At 32.5% G+C, this 16,611-nt stretch carries 8 protein-coding genes; 6 read left to right on the top strand and 2 right to left on the bottom strand.

Going from position 1 to position 16,611, the window contains the following annotated elements:
- Nucleotides 1-17 precede the first annotated feature (17 nt).
- Complete coding sequence (locus AC5ZCW_RS11575) at nucleotides 18-422, bottom strand: septal ring lytic transglycosylase RlpA family protein (RefSeq protein ID WP_496119933.1); 405 nt, start codon at nucleotides 420-422, stop codon at nucleotides 18-20.
- 227 nt (nucleotides 423-649) lie between these two features.
- Between AC5ZCW_RS11575 and AC5ZCW_RS11570 the strand changes: the two genes are divergently transcribed.
- Nucleotides 650-2,815 (top strand): pectate lyase-like domain-containing protein, encoded by a 2,166-nt coding sequence (locus AC5ZCW_RS11570; protein WP_496119931.1) that lies wholly within the window; start codon nucleotides 650-652, stop codon nucleotides 2,813-2,815.
- A 1,112-nt stretch (nucleotides 2,816-3,927) separates the two neighbouring features.
- On the opposite strand, the gene AC5ZCW_RS11565 is transcribed toward AC5ZCW_RS11570, so the two are convergent.
- Nucleotides 3,928-6,108: an erythromycin esterase family protein gene (locus AC5ZCW_RS11565; RefSeq protein ID WP_496119929.1), complete on the bottom strand. Its 2,181-nt coding sequence runs from the start codon at nucleotides 6,106-6,108 to the stop codon at nucleotides 3,928-3,930.
- Nucleotides 6,109-6,761: 653 nt separating this feature from the next.
- Here AC5ZCW_RS11565 and AC5ZCW_RS11560 point away from each other — a divergent pair.
- From AC5ZCW_RS11560 to AC5ZCW_RS11540, 5 genes are all read left to right on the top strand, one after another.
- The gene (locus tag AC5ZCW_RS11560) at nucleotides 6,762-7,211 is read left to right on the top strand and encodes a T9SS type A sorting domain-containing protein (protein ID WP_496119927.1); all 450 of its coding nucleotides are present in this window, start codon (nucleotides 6,762-6,764) and stop codon (nucleotides 7,209-7,211) included.
- A gap of 5 nt (nucleotides 7,212-7,216) precedes the next feature.
- Nucleotides 7,217-13,981, top strand: a complete 6,765-nt coding sequence (locus AC5ZCW_RS11555; RefSeq protein ID WP_496119925.1) for an RHS repeat-associated core domain-containing protein — start codon at nucleotides 7,217-7,219, stop codon at nucleotides 13,979-13,981.
- A 7-nt stretch (nucleotides 13,982-13,988) separates the two neighbouring features.
- A complete protein-coding gene (locus AC5ZCW_RS11550; protein WP_496119923.1) occupies nucleotides 13,989-14,672 on the top strand; it encodes a hypothetical protein in 684 nt (227 codons plus the stop codon).
- A 944-nt stretch (nucleotides 14,673-15,616) separates the two neighbouring features.
- Nucleotides 15,617-15,997 (top strand): hypothetical protein, encoded by a 381-nt coding sequence (locus AC5ZCW_RS11545; RefSeq protein ID WP_496119921.1) that lies wholly within the window; start codon nucleotides 15,617-15,619, stop codon nucleotides 15,995-15,997.
- Nucleotides 15,998-16,159: 162 nt separating this feature from the next.
- Nucleotides 16,160-16,486, top strand: coding sequence for a hypothetical protein (locus AC5ZCW_RS11540; protein ID WP_496119919.1), 327 nt, complete (start codon nucleotides 16,160-16,162; stop codon nucleotides 16,484-16,486).
- The last annotated feature ends 125 nt before the right edge of the window (nucleotides 16,487-16,611 follow it).

Below are 16,611 nucleotides of genomic sequence, written 5' to 3'. Positions count from 1 at the left end.
TGAAGTGAAAAAGTTTTTTATTTTAAAATTTCAATAGTCACACAAACTAAACCGCTTTTTTTATTAGATGTAATATCCATAAAGGCTCTTTTGCTGAGATCTATTTCCCTTCCTTTAACAAAAGGTCCCCGATCTGTAACTTCTACAATCACAAATTTTTTGTTCACTTCATTTGTAACTTTTAATAGAGTGCCAAAAGGAAATTTTTTATGCGCTGCGGTAAAATCATTGTTATGGAATCTTTTGCCACTCGCTGTTTTTCTTCCATTAAATCTATCATGATAATAAGATCCGTGTGCGTTTTTCTTGTATAATATGCTTTTTTGGGTTACTACGCATGGATCAATAAGTAGTACGTTTTTTTGTTGTGCGAATGTAATGGCAGAAAAAACTAATGCTGTAAATAGTATGGTCTTATTCATTTTATTTTCTTGTTTTTTTGTGGGTAAAAAAACATTATAAAAGAAAAAGAGATACGTCCAATAGGGTTTATTTATGTTATAAAAAGACAGAATTTAGTGATTTTGTAGTGTTTTTGATAAGAAAATTGAGTCCCAAAACGGACTCGATGGTTGGAGATTATTGCTATTTTGGGCTTTCTTAAAATTACAATTATTACAATCTATCAAACCACAAAATGAACATTTTTATGAGTAAAAAAGCAATCTCATTTTTAGGAGTATTTACGTTTATGATGCTTTTAAGCAGTTTTGTTTCACCTTATTCTTCTAGTGAAAAAATAGAAGGAAATAAAAAAATTGAACGCAAAATTAATAAAAAGAAGCATGCGATTACATTATCTTGGTCAGCTTTTGGTTCTTCGGGAAATTATATAATTACTAGAGGAGGCAGTCGTTTGGCATCTGATTTTGTATCGGTAGGATCAACTTCCAAATTAGCATTTACCGATAATAAACCTAGCAGAAATAAATACGAGAACTATTATAAAGTCAGCAGAAATGAAATTACCATTATAATCTCGCTTGAAAATCAGATTTTTGGCGATAATATGTATTTCTATGACAGAAAATATGAAAAAGCTGAAACGGCTAGAAATGATATCAATTCACAATTTGGCAGTATTGGTTTAGGAGGGGCAAACGGCGAATGGACAACAAAACGTCAGGCTTATTATTTTAAGCCAAATGTAAATGGACAAACTTATGATGTTGGTGGATCGGGTTCTGCATCGTCTGTAGAAGCAAATGCAATAGAATTAGGGTTTTATTCTCATATTGGAGGTTTGGGTAAAGTGCCTTCTGATGTTAAATTAGGAGCCATATTTACAAGACCTCATCTTTCGGGCGGAGCAAATGCGACTTGTACATTTTGGCGTTCTGTAGAAAATGTAGAAGTAATGCGTGATTTTTCGTGGACTGTTTCCCAATCAACAAGTGCAAGAAGATTATTGATTGAAAGTACTTCAAAATATATTTCAGATATTGGGAATACTAATTTTTGGGGTAGTGGCGGTTTTATTGCCGATATTCATTATACATCATCAAGGCCAAATTGGGGTGGACAGCAGCAGTGGTATACAAGAAATACTGTTTTTCCTTCTGGCTCTGAGGTTATGGGAGGTTCTTATAATATGGTTTGGCAGGGATGTGTAAATCCTCCACAAGCAAATGATGCTAATTCGCCTATTGCGACAACGCCTATTATTAGAGAAAAGCCTTTTCTTTTTATTGATAATGATGGAGAATACAAAGTATTTGTTCCCGGATGGCAAAAAGATAGAGTAGGGGTTTCTTGGTCGACGACAGATATGGGGAAAGGCCAAATTCAAGATTTAAGTGAAAATTGGTATGTTGCTAAAGAAGGAGATACCGATGTTGAAATAAATACTGCATTAAAAGCAGGTAAAAATATATTTTTTACTCCTGGACATTATGCATTGAATGCTCCGATTCAGGTAAATAGAAAAGACGCCATACTTCTTGGTGCTGGTATTGCTTCTGTAACACTAGAGCCGACAGAGAAAAATACTTGGGGATGTATTTATGCTGATAATAAAGACGGGATTATCATTGCTGGACTTTTAATGGATTCATTAAATAGTACAACCTATCAAGTTAGAATTGGTAATGAAGGAGCAAATGCGGATCATAGTATAGATCCAATTCTGCTTAGCGATATTACGTGTCGAGTGGGCGGTGTCCAATCAAAAAATGTACAGATTCAGGCTTCTATGCAAATAAACAGTAATAATGTTGTAGGCGATCATTTCTGGTTGTGGCGTGCCGATCATGGTTCGCAAAAAGGTGGCGATGCTCGCTGGCAAAGAGATAGATGCAAAAATGGACTTATTGTTGCGGGTAATGATGTAACGTTATATGCATTGTTTGTTGAACATTATCAGGAATATGAAGTTTTATGGTTAGGAGAACGTGGTAGAACTTTCTTCTTTCAGAACGAACCTCCGTATGATGCGCCAAATCAAGCAAGTTGGAGTAGTCAAGGAGATAGAGTTGATGGTTATGCGGCTTTTAAAGTAGCAAATACTGTAAAAGAACATCATACTATAGGAATGGGATCTTATGCTGTTTTTACAGGAACTGATGGAAATGTAAATAAGAAAAATGGTTTTGAAGTGCCTAATAATCCAAATGTGAAATTGGAGAAGATGTGCATTACTCGTTTTGCTGGACTGGGTAATATTCAAAACGTTATTAATGGTACGGGCGGAAGTACAGCAACAGGTGTAAAACGCGTGGCATTATATAATAATGGTGAAGGCGTACAGCCTTTTGATGAAGAATTTGTTTTGCCTAATAAGGAGTCCTATCCTTCTTATATAAGTATGGGAAAATAGTAAGAACGGTTTTTTTGCCACGAATTCACGAATTATTTTTTCAAATCTTCACGATTATTTATTCGAATTAATTCGAATAATATTAGATAAAGTATTTAAAAAGAAAATTCGTGAATTCGTGGCGAATACTATTTATTTCGTTTCTAGTATGTTTAAGAAAAGCCAACAAAGGCACAAAGTTTTTTATTTGAGTTTAAAGCAAAAAAAAAGTCTTTTCAAAATTGAAAAGACTTTTGTCGGGGTGGCAGTCCCGAAAGCTTTCGGGAGAACCTGCGGCCTTCTCGATTTTCAACCGGGACGCGATAACCGTTCGATTATATAGGTTTTAGTTTATTGCAAAAAAAAAGTCTTTCCAATAAATGAAAAGACTTTTGTCGGGGTGGCAGGACGACCTGCCTATTCCTTAATCCGTTGATTTTATTGGTGTTCTCAAGTATTCTTCCAAAAAGGGTAGCCGAATTGGTCTCATTTAAAATGACTTACCTTGCAGCCCTTTGTTTCCTTGATCAATTTAATTGCAGTCAGTCAATGTACTTTAATAGATGTAAAGGTATTAAAAATGTCATTATGATACAACAAATAATAATCCTTGTTGTGAATTATTAAGGTTATAAATTGGGTAAATTTGTAGCTTGGACTATATTTTTTCAGTATATTTTATAAGCAGTTTAGGAACTCTTTAAACATCAATGATTCAATTTTAAGTAACGAGTGTTGATTTTTCCAATTTAATAAAATAAGTTATTAAGTAAGTATTTATATGTTGGTTCGAGTCCTGTTCCCGCTAAAAAGTAAATACTTTATTAATATTGTGTTGTTCTTAAAAAAAAATTATAATAACTTATAAATAGCTTCAGCTTCGTAGTGGCCTTGATTTGTAGTAGCCCTAAAGGGACAATTTTCGAACCGTTTTCGTGAGGATTTAAAAAGGATAAATGTAACTTAATGATTAAGTGATGAATTTATTGGATAAGGTTTTCCATAGAGACATTTATTTTTTTGTCCATTTTGGAGAACTAGATTATATTAAAAACTCTTAATTACTCTTTTTTAGGGCCATATTCATTATAATATTAAAGGATTTTCAGCTTTAAATTTCAAACAGCTCAGCTTTATTGTTTAGTAGGGAATTTATATGATTGCCAAAATGTATCGTTAAAATTCACTTTAGCAAATAAATGTTGTTCCTCTTTATTCGAAATTGATTTTGGATTAATCTTTATAAAATCACTCCAAAACGAATTGATATTTGTCTTGAAATCCAATGATTTATTTTCGATATTTAATAACTTGCCCGTAATATTTATTTCAGAATGGGATATGTAATACAAATTATCCATTTTAATAAAATCGGTTTCTATTGCTTCATTAACAAACTCTTTTTTAGTATACTTCGCCAACCATCCACTTAACTCTAGTCCTTGTTTAAATTCTTCTGGAAATTTTGTAACCTCCCAATTCTCAAAAATTTTCACAATTGCATAATCATCTTTATTTATATATAATTTACCTGTGTAATTACTTAAAAATATTCTTTTTGTAAAAGTAGAATGGTCTCTTGTTGATGAAAAAGTAATAACAAAAACTTCTTTATTGTTATAAGTTTTAATTTCATCCAAATTAAAAATGAATTTTTTAAATTTTCGACTATCTAAGAGAGGTGCATATTTTATTGGATTGTTATAGATTAAACCGTGAAATTCTCGCAAATTCTGTGGTTCATAACCATTTTTAATATTCCATTTTATCTCTTCTATTTTTTTTGTACTCCTAAAATTATCATTATAAGCCAAATCATATTGTTTCGAAACAATGTCCAAATCAAGACAAATAGTATCGCTGACATTCATTCTTATATTGGAGTACATAGTCGAATTAAAAGGAAAATTAGGGTAGTTTTTAGTAAAGCTATCTATTGTTTTTTTGATAATTTGATAAGGTGCGCTTTTGCTGTAAATTATGACTTCATTCAAAGCATTCGCTTTCAAATCGGAGCTATTGAATGCTTCTTGTAAGACAATAAAATTTTCATTTCCAGCTTGATTTTTTTTTGAATCATTCTTTTTTAAATCATCTTTCTCACCATCATCAATAGTTGTTGATGGTGTTACTTTGTTAAAATACAAATAACCATCATGCAATAAATCCAAGCGAGCCTCTACAAATGTCTCTGGACTAAATAATCTGTTTAATTGTATTTTTCCCATCTCAGGTGAGTTCGATGAAATATACAAATGTGATTTTTTATTTTCGCTTAAATGATATTCAAAAGAATTTTGATCTAATGGTGTCTTGTACCATTTGTTTTGCAAGTAGATCGAATCTGCCGAAGTTACTGCTGCCAAACTGTAGACCTTTTCGTTTAAGGCTTTTTTGATATAGGTTCCCATCGGAACAAATTCCTTAAGCACCGGAGTGTTTATAGAAGTCATATCAGTAATAAAATGTTGATTTGCTCCCCAGCATATAATTTTCTCTCCAGGATGATTTTTAATGTATTCTAACAAATTGTCGGCCATTTGTTTATCTCTAATGTTATCATCAGAAGTAGTATAAAATGAACTTAAAATTATTTCTTTATTAAAATGATATTCGCCTAGAGTCATTAAACTTTTTATAATTTGTGTCCAATAAAAATGTTCTTCGCTTTTTGGTTTATTTGAAATGCTATTTAATAATTGTGATAAGGCCGTTTTATATTCCTCGTAGGTGATATCTCCTTCATCAAAAATCCCAGAATTAAGCATTGACTCTATAAGTAGTTCAAAATCTTCACGCTTTAATTTCAATTTTAATTGATTCTGACTACAGTATCGGTAAAGATCTTCTACAAGTTCTTTTTCTCCATAATCTCCTGTTATTTGATTGTCAAATCCATACAGTTTTAAATCTTTTTTGTTGCGATCAAAGTAATCGATAAAACTTTGAAATTCTTTTCGTTTAGCCCAAATTGTAAACAATGATTTTTTTAAGGCTTCTTTAGTGCTAACTCCTGTATTAATATTTTTTTGTGCTTTCCAAACATCATAAACACCAGACTCAAATGCAATAGTATTAAAACCTAATTCTTGATGTAAATACTCAACAATCTTAGTTTTCATTTCAAAAACATTACCGTCAAAATGTGTTTTTTCGCCAAGTAGTACAACTTGGGCATCTTTTATTTTGTCTTTTAAAAAAGAGAAATCTTCTACCGAACAGTTTTCAGGTAAAACAATAATTTTCTGATTTAAACTCTGTGCTTTACCAATTTGGCAAACTAAAATAATCAATAATAGTATTGTCTTTTTCATTCTAAATAAATTGAATTTTATCTCGGCTCTCTGAAGAGTTTTTACGAAATGCTGTGCGAATGTCTCTGACTTTGCACCCGCAATCTGAATCCGGTATTATTTTTAAATCTAAAATAAACAAAAAAAGCTTCAGATTTATTGAAGCTTTTACTTAGTAGCGGGAAGCATTGAAATATCTAACCGATTTTTTTATGATTTTAATGAAATTTTATCTGCATAAATTGTATTAGAAACATTCCTTGATATTCGCTTATAAAAGTTAAACTGTGATATAAAAATGATGTAGTTTTATCTTTTTAGTTGAGTTGTTAAAACAACATCTTTTAATGCTTCAAATGCGATGGCAACCATTCAAATTTTTGATCGATATGGAAAACTCCTAAGTCATTTTTCAGATGACTTTTAAAATGATATGATGCAACTTCTCTGTATTTTAAAGCCTAATCACACCAAATACAAAACGAAAAAAATGTGCCTAGTGAGAAGCTTAAAATTGAGAAGTCAATCAAAGAATAATCATAAAGTATTGCTACTCACTAAATAAAATCCATAATTAATTATAGTTATTCATAAAAAATATTTTTCAAAATGTGGTTTTCCGTAAAGAAGAAATTGTAAGAAAAGCCATATTTGTAAAAAAATACCATCTTTTTATGAAAAAAATAATTATTCTAGTAATGTTTTGGGCTTCTCTTATGTGTGAAGCGCAACCAAAACTCAAATTTACTTACGATCCTGTAACAGGGAATCAGACTATTAGGCACTTATGTTTCGGCTGTCAGACGGCAAAACCAGCCAAGGAAATCAAAGAAAGTGAGGCATTGACAGATGATGATCTTGAGAAGTTTTTCCCTGAAGATCTGATTTCCTATTATCCCAACCCAGTTAAAGAGGAATTGTACTTGAAATGGGAATTGAAAGATCAAAATGCTGTTTCAAATATTCAGATTTATTCGATCGGTGGACAGATAGTACAAAGTTATTCGGGAAACAAAATAACCAGTCTCAACATTCCATTTCAAAACTACAGTAGCGGGGTTTATCTTGTGCAGTTGAACTATACGTCAGGGCCTTCAAAAACAATTAAAATTATTAAAAAATAAAATTTATGAAACAGTTTTACTTTTCTATTCTATTTTCTGTTTTTGCATTAATGGTTTACGCCCAAGATGAAAACTCAAATTCTATTAAAACTGAAATTACAGCCAGACCTATTAGTGCGTCAACTTCAACGACAGGAAATTCAACGGAAGCTGGAATTACTGAGGGATCTCTTAATGTCTCTCTAACAGGAAACGCCAGTTATACAATACCAATATTGACACCAGCGGGAATTAATGGTTTTGAACCGCAGATTGGTGTAACATATAATAGCCAAAGAGGTTTAAAAGGGACTGCCGCCATTGGATGGGATATATCCGGACTTTCCTCGATTACCAGAATACCTGCAACAAAGTTTCATGACGGAAGAATCGATCCGGTAGATTTTAATAGCTTTGACAGATTTGCATTAGACGGCCAACGCCTTATAATCAAAAATGGGACTTCAAATGTCTATGGTGCTGATAGTACAATATATGAAACGGAATATTTTTCAAACACAAAAATTACGTCTTACGGAGTTCATCCAAACGGAGCCAATTTCGGGCCTGCTTATTTTATTGTTGAATATCCAAATGGCACAAAAGCTTATTACGGCTATTCTGCTGATTCTAAATCTATAACTGAATGGGCGCTTACATACATTGAAAATGCACAAGGTGTAAGAATCAGCTATGGATATACAGTATCCAATAATTGTCTGTTTGTAGATTTTATAAAATACGGTTCATTAGGGAATGGTACAGCTATAAATGAAATTCAATTTGTATATGGTGCCCGATCAACATTCGATCATGGCTATGTAGGTGGATTTTATTACAAACGGGATAAAAACTTAACAAATATTAATGTATCAAGTAATGGAATAGGTTTTAGAAATTATACTTTTGATTCTCCTTATAATATTAATTCTGTAACAGAAAAAAGTGGAGATAATACAAAAACTTATAATCCTACTAAATTTGAATATGACAGAAATGCAACTAATCTGATTAATTATATCAAATCAGATAACACTTTGGATGTTGGACAAATCACAAGTTTAAATGCTGCAACGGTATCAGGTGATTTTGATGGTGATGGGAATATGGATTTTATTTTATATCCAACAACAGGAGCTTTGACTAAATCAAAGTACTGGCTTTACACAGATGCCAATCCAACTGAAGCTTTCAGTATGAGTATACCCCATAGTGTTGGTTCTTTTGATGAAATTTTTCCTGTAACTTATATTAATTCTGTAGGTCAATTAGCTTCTAATCAAGGATGGACAGTTGTAAAGGGTGGTCTCTTTACTACCTATTATTTATCTTCTACTTCTTCAATCCCAACTAACGATCAAAAAGCATTCGCTTTTCCTAGATTCATTTTAGATTATTATTATCAATGTGGTGGTACTAATCCTGATGCAAACGAAAACGAAAATGAAAACATCCAGCTTAGACAGCCAATAAATCCTCCAAATGAGCCAGTTCCTGTACATTATGAAAGTGCTATCCCTAGAACTTATGTTAGTGGAGATTTTAATGGAGATGGAATTACAGATATTGTCGCTATCGAAAAATCTTTTACTTATCCTTACCGATATATGTGCACATCTATTACTTCAACATATGTAGGTGGTAGAGCGTTTTTTATAAATCTAGATAAAAGATTAACTACCAATTTTGCCACCCAAGTCGGCGATCTCTCAACCACTAATACTAGTGATATTAGAGTTGCAGATTTTAATGGAGACGGTAAAGCAGATATTTTTGTTTTTAACGATGGAATAGTAAAAATCTATTCACTAAATTATAATGATACACAATTTACCTTATTATATCAAACTCCAGGAAATGATGTAAACATTATGGTCAGCAGGCCAATACTAATGGGAGATTATAATGGAGATGGGAAAACCGATATTATGATTCCAAAAGCTTATGGGTCTTCAAATTGGTATAGGTATTTGTCAAGAGGTACGGATTTAGTAAAAGAGGAGATTGGTTCCAGTGTTATTTTCGAAGCAAACGACTCTTTTCATACCTATAATTACATTTCCCTAGATGTAAACAATGACAGTAAAACAGATATAATCAAGTCAGTTGCTTTTAGAGACTCTTCCAATACAGTTGGTATAATTACAGTTAATTTTTTTCCTAATTATAACGGATCATTTTTTGTTTCCAGTTTGATATATGCTGGAACAGGAGATCAGCCTGATATAAATATATATGCATTACCTGTATATCTTCCAACATCTCATCAGACTTTTAAGAATGGTATTTATACAACAAGCTCTACTCTTCAGGTCGCGTTTCTTAATCAAAATAAAATTCATTATTTTTCATGCGAAGGCGATTATTTAAGAGATAATCTTCTAACCAATATCACTTTAGGAAATGGAGTTGAGCAAGCTATAAGTTATATTCCGTTAAATTCAGTTTATAAAAACACATATTATACAATTTATAATCCAAGTATTGGATTTGCAAGCTATCCAGATTTTGATATCAAAATAGACCCAAGTTTTTATGTCGTTTCCAAATTAGAGCAAAGAAGCAAAGACTCATACAAGAAAAAACTTTTTGGCTATTATGGTGCGGTTTCAAATATGGATGGCTTGGGTTTTATTGGTTTTAGATCTGTAACACAAACAAACTGGCATGATGACACTACCAGAATCTTTACAGATATAATCAAAAATGATGTTAATTTAAGAGGAGCTAGTACTCAAAGTGCTGTGGTGCCATATCTTTCATACCCATATCCTGGAGAGTTGCCAAGCGATTTTACCACAAAATCGATTACTATTTATAATAATACAATAGAGAACCCATTGCAAAGCAATAAGGTATTCAGGCTCAAAACAACTAATATTAAAGAGTATAACTCTTTAAACGATACCAATTCTGAAACTCGGGATATTGTTTATGATGAGAATGATAATGTTAAATCATCCTCATTATTGTCAAATGAAGGTGCGTCGTTAATTCAGACACAAAAGACTGATGTAGAGTATGCTACTCCGATATCTACTCCGTTTTATATAATTGGAAGACCTACAAGTAAAACCGAAACCGTATCTTCAGATGGGCACACTATGGCAAGCACCGAAGTTTACACCTATAACAGTCAACAATTACTTATAAATACTGATAAAAGTGCTTTAGGGACAGCGGTAATATCAGAAAGTAATGATTATGATTCATTTGGCAATATCATAAAAAAAACAATAACACCTCCTTTGCCATTATTGCCTAGAGAGACCAGTTTTGAGTACGATGGTACAGGGAGATTTGTAGCTAAAATAACAGATAATGATGGAAAGGTATCCAATTTTGAATATTATTCAAGCGGATTATTAAAAAAAGAAACAAATCCCTACAATGTCTCAAGATCGTACACTTATGACCCCTGGTTTAAAAATTATACAATAACAGATGATCAGTTAAATAAAGTTACAACAACAACTTATACAGTTAATTCTGAGAAAACGGTTGTAAACACTACTACTGTAGCTCCAGGTTTGGATACAAGTAAAAGTGAGAGTACGCTGGATGACTTGGGCCGGGTAATAAAATCGGGATTAAAAGATATAAATGGGAATATGTCATATACATCATATCTCTATGATATTTATGATCGAAACTATAAAACGAGTGAACCCTACTTTAATTCTTCTTCCCCTTCTCAATGGAATGAAGTTAAGTTTGATGACTATGGAAGAAGTACAACTGGCAGTTTGTATAATGGAAGGACATCATCAATGTCTTACACACCTGCAAGTTTAATTTCTACCTATACTGATGGGCAAAAATCAAAAATTAGCACTCAAAATGCGATTGGAAATACTATTTCAATTAGTGAAACAATTGGTGGGGGAATTGATTACAGATATTTTGCTAATGGTAATATAAGAAAAACATCTTACAATGGAATAGAGATTACAATGGAGCAGAATGGCTGGGGAGATAAGACCCAACTCAAAGACCCATCGGCCGGAACGTATAATTATGGTTATAATGACCTAGGTGAACTTACTTCTGAAACTATTGAAAATTCTGGAATTACGACAACTATTACCCGTAATCCAAAAACAAGCAGACCAGTTACAAAAACAATGAGTGGTTCAGGAACTAGTACTGTAACGAACTATACCTATGATGACTCTTTACCATTAACTATAGATTACATAGATAACAACGAACCAACAGGAACAAATAGAACGTTAACAACTATATCTTACGACAGTTATAAAAGAGTATCAAATATTGTCGAAGAAAAATTTGGTCTATACAAATTCACAAAAACTTTTACTTACGATGCTCTTAACCGAATAATTACAGAAACTAAGATGGCTGAAATTGGTGGACATACAAGTTCTGTTTTTATGCAGAACAATTACAAAAACGGAGATCTGTATCAAATAGTAGATGGTAACAATAAAGTCCTCTGGCAGACTAATACCTTAGATGAAAAAGGACAGCTTGCCGAAGCCGTAACGGGTAACGGAATTAAGATTTCTAATATGTATAATCCCGATGGTTATCTTTCTACAATAAAGTATGATAAGATTTCATCAGGCGCAAATATACTGACACTTAGTACAGTATTTGATAAGAACACTGATAATCTGACAAGTAGGACTAATAGTGCTTTTGGGAATTACACAGAGCATTTTGAATATGATGCCCTAGACCGATTAACAACATTTACCAACCGACTAGGAATTCAGGAAACGCAGAGCTATGATCCTTCAGGAAAAATACTAAGTAATGATTTAGGAACTTACGATTATGATCCTGTAAAGAAATATCAAAATACTTCCATTAACATCGGTCCCGCAGCTACAGGTTACTATGCTAATAGGGAAGGAATTTTTAACGACAGCATGGAAGATCAGGCTGGTTTTGGGTTGGTTAGATACCCTGGAGATCTTTTTTACAGTTATGACCAAACAAATTCTCATACTGGTAAATATTCATTAAAACTTGAAAATACAATACCTATCGAAAAATACGTTCATGGTGACAAATGGATTGCAATTGATAATGCAGAAGACACAGAATATACTTATTCTGCATGGATATACTCAGATAATCCTCAGGCAGAAATGTTCTTATTTATGAAAACTAATACTGAAACAGGATATTTTTCATTAATTGATAATGTTGTAACCGATGTTAAAAACGAATGGGTCAAAGTAGAAAAAACATTTATCGTTCCAGCACATATTAAAAAGCTTAATATTCGTTTAGACAATAACGGATCGGGAAATGTATGGTTTGATGATGTGCAAATTAGAAAGACAAATGATCCGTCATCATCCGATAGAGATTTAAATATCAGTTATAATGCCTTTAAAAGTCCAATTGAAATCGAGGAAACTAATGTCGATAAAGTAAGTTTTAGCTACAATGGTGATAACCAACGTAGTGTTATGTATTATGGAGGATTTGAAGCAAATGTATTAGAACGACCTTTAAGAAAATACTATTCGGCGGATGGCAGTATGGAAGTTAAGCAAAATATAAAAACTGGTGCAATAGAATTTATAACCTATGTTGGCGGAGATGGATATTCTGCTCCAATTGCAGTAAAAAATGATGGAACAACTCAAAATTATTTATATTTACACAGAGATTATCAGGGAACGATTTTAGCGGTTACCAATGACAATGGAGAACTTGTTGAAAAGCGATTAATTGATGCCTGGGGAAGCATTATAAAAGTTCAGGACGGTGATGGAAATACTTTAAATGGTTTGACCATTTTAGATCGCGGTTATACTGGACATGAGCATTTGCAGAGCGTTGGATTAATTAATATGAATGCGAGAATATATGATCCTTTGCTTCATAGGTTTTTACAGGCTGATAATTTCATACAAGATCCAACAAGTACACAAAACTATAATCAATATGGTTACGTTCTTAATAATCCATTAAAGTATACAGACCCGAGCGGAGATATATGTGAAGGCTGTGGCGGAGTTCCTGGTGTAGATGGTGGCGGAGGAATCGGTACATCTACAGATTTAGCAGAATTTGGAAGAGACACTGGAATAACAGATTGGGCGAAAAAGAATCTAAATTTTAACAGCTGGGGAAGAAGCTGGAATAAGTTTTGGGGCAAAAATGGAAATAAGGATCCTAAGTCTGAACCTAATATGAGCCGTTATGCAAATTTAGCAACTACTGGTTCTGGACAATTTTATGGAGGAGATGGCAGTGGTAGTTTTATGGATTATTTTAGTAGATTTGTTTATGAAACGGATCAGTTTAATCCTCTAGCTCTTCTTTGGGATGGTCTTAAAGGAAATATCACGGGATCTGACAGATATGGAAATGAGTTATCTGGTTTTGAATCAAATTTAAAAATTGTCAGCGCAATACCCGTAACTAAAGTAGCAAGTATGGCAACCGGCAGCAGTATGAAAGGAATTTCATTGCTTGCTTCCAAAACAATGACAAGTGGACAGCTGATTGAACGAGCTGCGGTAAAAGCAGAGTTTGCAATTGCAAAGAATGGACCGCAAGCAGGAATTGCTAAACATAAATATGCTGTTAAACTATTACAACGCTATGAGAGCAGATTTGGCAGCAGGGGATTCAGTTATAATTATTATTTTAATGGTAAACCAGGAAGAGGATTCTTGGATATTTACGATGAAGCAAACGGTATAATTTACGATTTTAAATTCGGAAAAGCTGTTATGAGTAAAGCACAGTATAAAAAATACTCAGAAAGTTTTAAAGGAGCTTTAATATACATTATAAGACCATAAAAGAAAGATGATAGTAGTAAAGAGAAATAATCAAATAGCAGATGATTGGCAACAGGAATTTCCACTTCTTAAAGTTTATGCTCAAAATAAATTTTATAGAATTGTTGGATGCGTAGTAATTGGAATAGAACTTGTCAAAATCCCTCGTACAGATAACTATAGGCCTCACTTTGTCTTATATTCACTGTGTAAGGATAATATAAAAGAATGCATGGATATGCCGATTGTTTTACAGCAGTTTTATGATAAAAAGAATTTTCAATTAGATGTTCCTTTTGATGCTAATTCAAATCTGTTTAAAGAAGCTGTAGAAATTATAAAAAGGCAATATCCAATTTTGATTAGTGATAAAGTTTTAATTAAAGATATTCTTTCAGCCATTGATAATTATTCATCAACAAAACGTTTTAGTATAGCTCCAAATTCATATTTCCAAGGAGATTTCATGCAGATGAAACTACAAATTGAACTTTTTGTAGGTAATACTAAAAAAGCGCAAGAAATTCTGAATGCGATAGAAAAAAGAGATTGGGATGTAAAACATTTTAAAGTGTACGGTTTTGATGTGAAAGAATGGATTGATAATCTGCAGAAAGAAATTTATAAAAAAGATTTTTTCATACAGAAAGTTGAAAATAATCTGACAGATAAAAAACTTGCAAAATTGAAAATTTCACTTTTGCATAGTTGATTTTATGTTAATGTTTGAGAGTAGTGATTTGGAATTCGGACTTACTAATGTTTAAGCATAAAATAAAAAGATGGCATTAATATTTGGATGTGCTAACGAAAACTGGAGATATGAAAAAGGGTGCATTTTGCACCCTTTTTCATATCTCCTTATAAATTCTCTTTTTTTTCTTTGTTTAAATTGATTAGAAACATAGTTGTTTACTTTTTCGCCACGAAGAAGAATATCTGCCAAATTTTCTTTTACATACTCTCTCAATTCAAAATCTTTGAATTTCTCTGAATTTGTTGAAATATAGTTTGATGCTTTCTTTGAAGTGCAAGAATTTTCATTGCACAGCTTTCCTGAATTCCTTTTGCACTGAATTCTTTTCCAAGACTGCTTTCATTGATAACCGACTGTATTTTATAGTCTATAAAAGTGATTCCGTAAAGTTTTCCCTCACTGCTTTTTCGTAAAATAGTATGAATGCATTCAGATTCCAATATTCTGGATAATTTTTCGGGAGAAATTATGTTTTCACGAATGAAAGCTAATTTTATGGCATTTTTTTACATGTTTTTTATAGGATTCTTTTTGTGCTTCATTAGATTTAAATTTTTCTTCAAGAAATTTTAAGATAGGTCTGCTGTAGAATTCGCTGGCTTTTATAGGTACGCCTATCGATTTTGAATTCTGGTCAAGTATCTTGTGAGCAGTCCGTTATTTTTAAAAACTCAGCCCCAGCGCCTTCACCTAATATGAGCACTTATAATATAGGTTCTCAATTATCCAATAGTGCTTATGGTCTAATTCCAAAAATAAATAAAAGTTTTAGAAATATACAATATCCGACTCAATATAGTAGTTTTGGATTTAACCGGACCTATCTATCTCAACGGAAATTTGGCGAAAAACTTATTTAGGAGGTTTTTAATGGTTTTTATACGACTGGTCAATATTTTGTGGGACGAGGCGTTGGTGATTATAGTATGCGTAATCTTAATGGATCGGCAACGAATCGAGATGAAGCTGTTTGGGGGCTTGTCGGGGCTGTGTCAAATGGTATAGCTTTGGGCGAAGCTAAAGCAGCATTGTCTAGTCTTAAAGCTATACCAATGCCTACTGCGGAGTTTTATTCAGTTGCTTTTGAAATGAAGCTCTCTAATACTTTATACCCTAGTACAAAAGGAGCGTATAGCCATTTTAAAGTTGCTAACAATGCATTAGCAGATGCTAATGCGTCAGATGCTTCATTGGCGACATCTATGAAAAATTTAGGAGTTGTTGTTCCTAGAACGAATGCAGGCACTGTGGGAGCAAGTAAGATTCAAAATTGGGTTTGACATCATGGTGGAGAACCAGGAATTATGCAATTAGTTCCTCAATATCAGCATACACAAGGCAGTATTTTTTGGAATACTCTGCATCCTAATAGTATTGGAGGAATGTCAGTTTGGGGAGGAGGATATCCAAGATAGAATTAACTAATTATAAAAAAGCTTATTATGAAATTAATAGAATTAATAAAGTATCTTCATGAAAGTGAGAGCATGAATAGACTAATTGAAAAAGAAGGACTAAATGATGAATCAGAAGCTCTACTAATCTATATGAAAGAAGATTTGAGCCTGACATCTGACATTGTTATTTTGGAAATTGAAGAGACTGAGTATGAACTGATTTTTGAGAAGGAAGGCACAAAGTATATACAATTATTTCCCTTAGAACATGCATTAAACTTAATTGAGTTTGATTTAAATATGAAAAACAAAGGATTTTCTGACTTAGAGATCGCTCAAAGACTCCTAGAATATAGAAAGTATGATGCTTAATAAAAGAGAATAAATAAATAATTGGAAATGTTACGAATTAGAATTTTTTATAAAATAATAGTATAAAGAATTAAAAAAGAATACAGAATTTTTGATTGTTGAACATAAAAGAAACGGCCAATTGG

Source organism: Flavobacterium sp. PLA-DH12 (assembly GCF_059511845.1).
Note: the sequence above shows the minus strand (reverse complement) of the source record. Positions and strands in the feature narration are given on the sequence as shown.

Bases quoted from the DNA above. Each gene is read 5' to 3' on its own strand.
- AC5ZCW_RS11540 (WP_496119919.1), top strand. From the start codon at position 16,160: ATGAAATTAATAGAATTAATAAAGTATCTTCATGAAAGTGAGAGCATG.
- AC5ZCW_RS11560 (WP_496119927.1), top strand. From the start codon at position 6,762: ATGAAAAAAATAATTATTCTAGTAATGTTTTGGGCTTCTCTTATGTGT.
- AC5ZCW_RS11570 (WP_496119931.1), top strand. From the start codon at position 650: ATGAGTAAAAAAGCAATCTCATTTTTAGGAGTATTTACGTTTATGATG.
- AC5ZCW_RS11555 (WP_496119925.1), top strand. From the start codon at position 7,217: ATGAAACAGTTTTACTTTTCTATTCTATTTTCTGTTTTTGCATTAATG.
- AC5ZCW_RS11575 (WP_496119933.1), bottom strand. From the start codon at position 422: ATGAATAAGACCATACTATTTACAGCATTAGTTTTTTCTGCCATTACA.
- AC5ZCW_RS11550 (WP_496119923.1), top strand. From the start codon at position 13,989: ATGATAGTAGTAAAGAGAAATAATCAAATAGCAGATGATTGGCAACAG.
- AC5ZCW_RS11565 (WP_496119929.1), bottom strand. From the start codon at position 6,108: ATGAAAAAGACAATACTATTATTGATTATTTTAGTTTGCCAAATTGGT.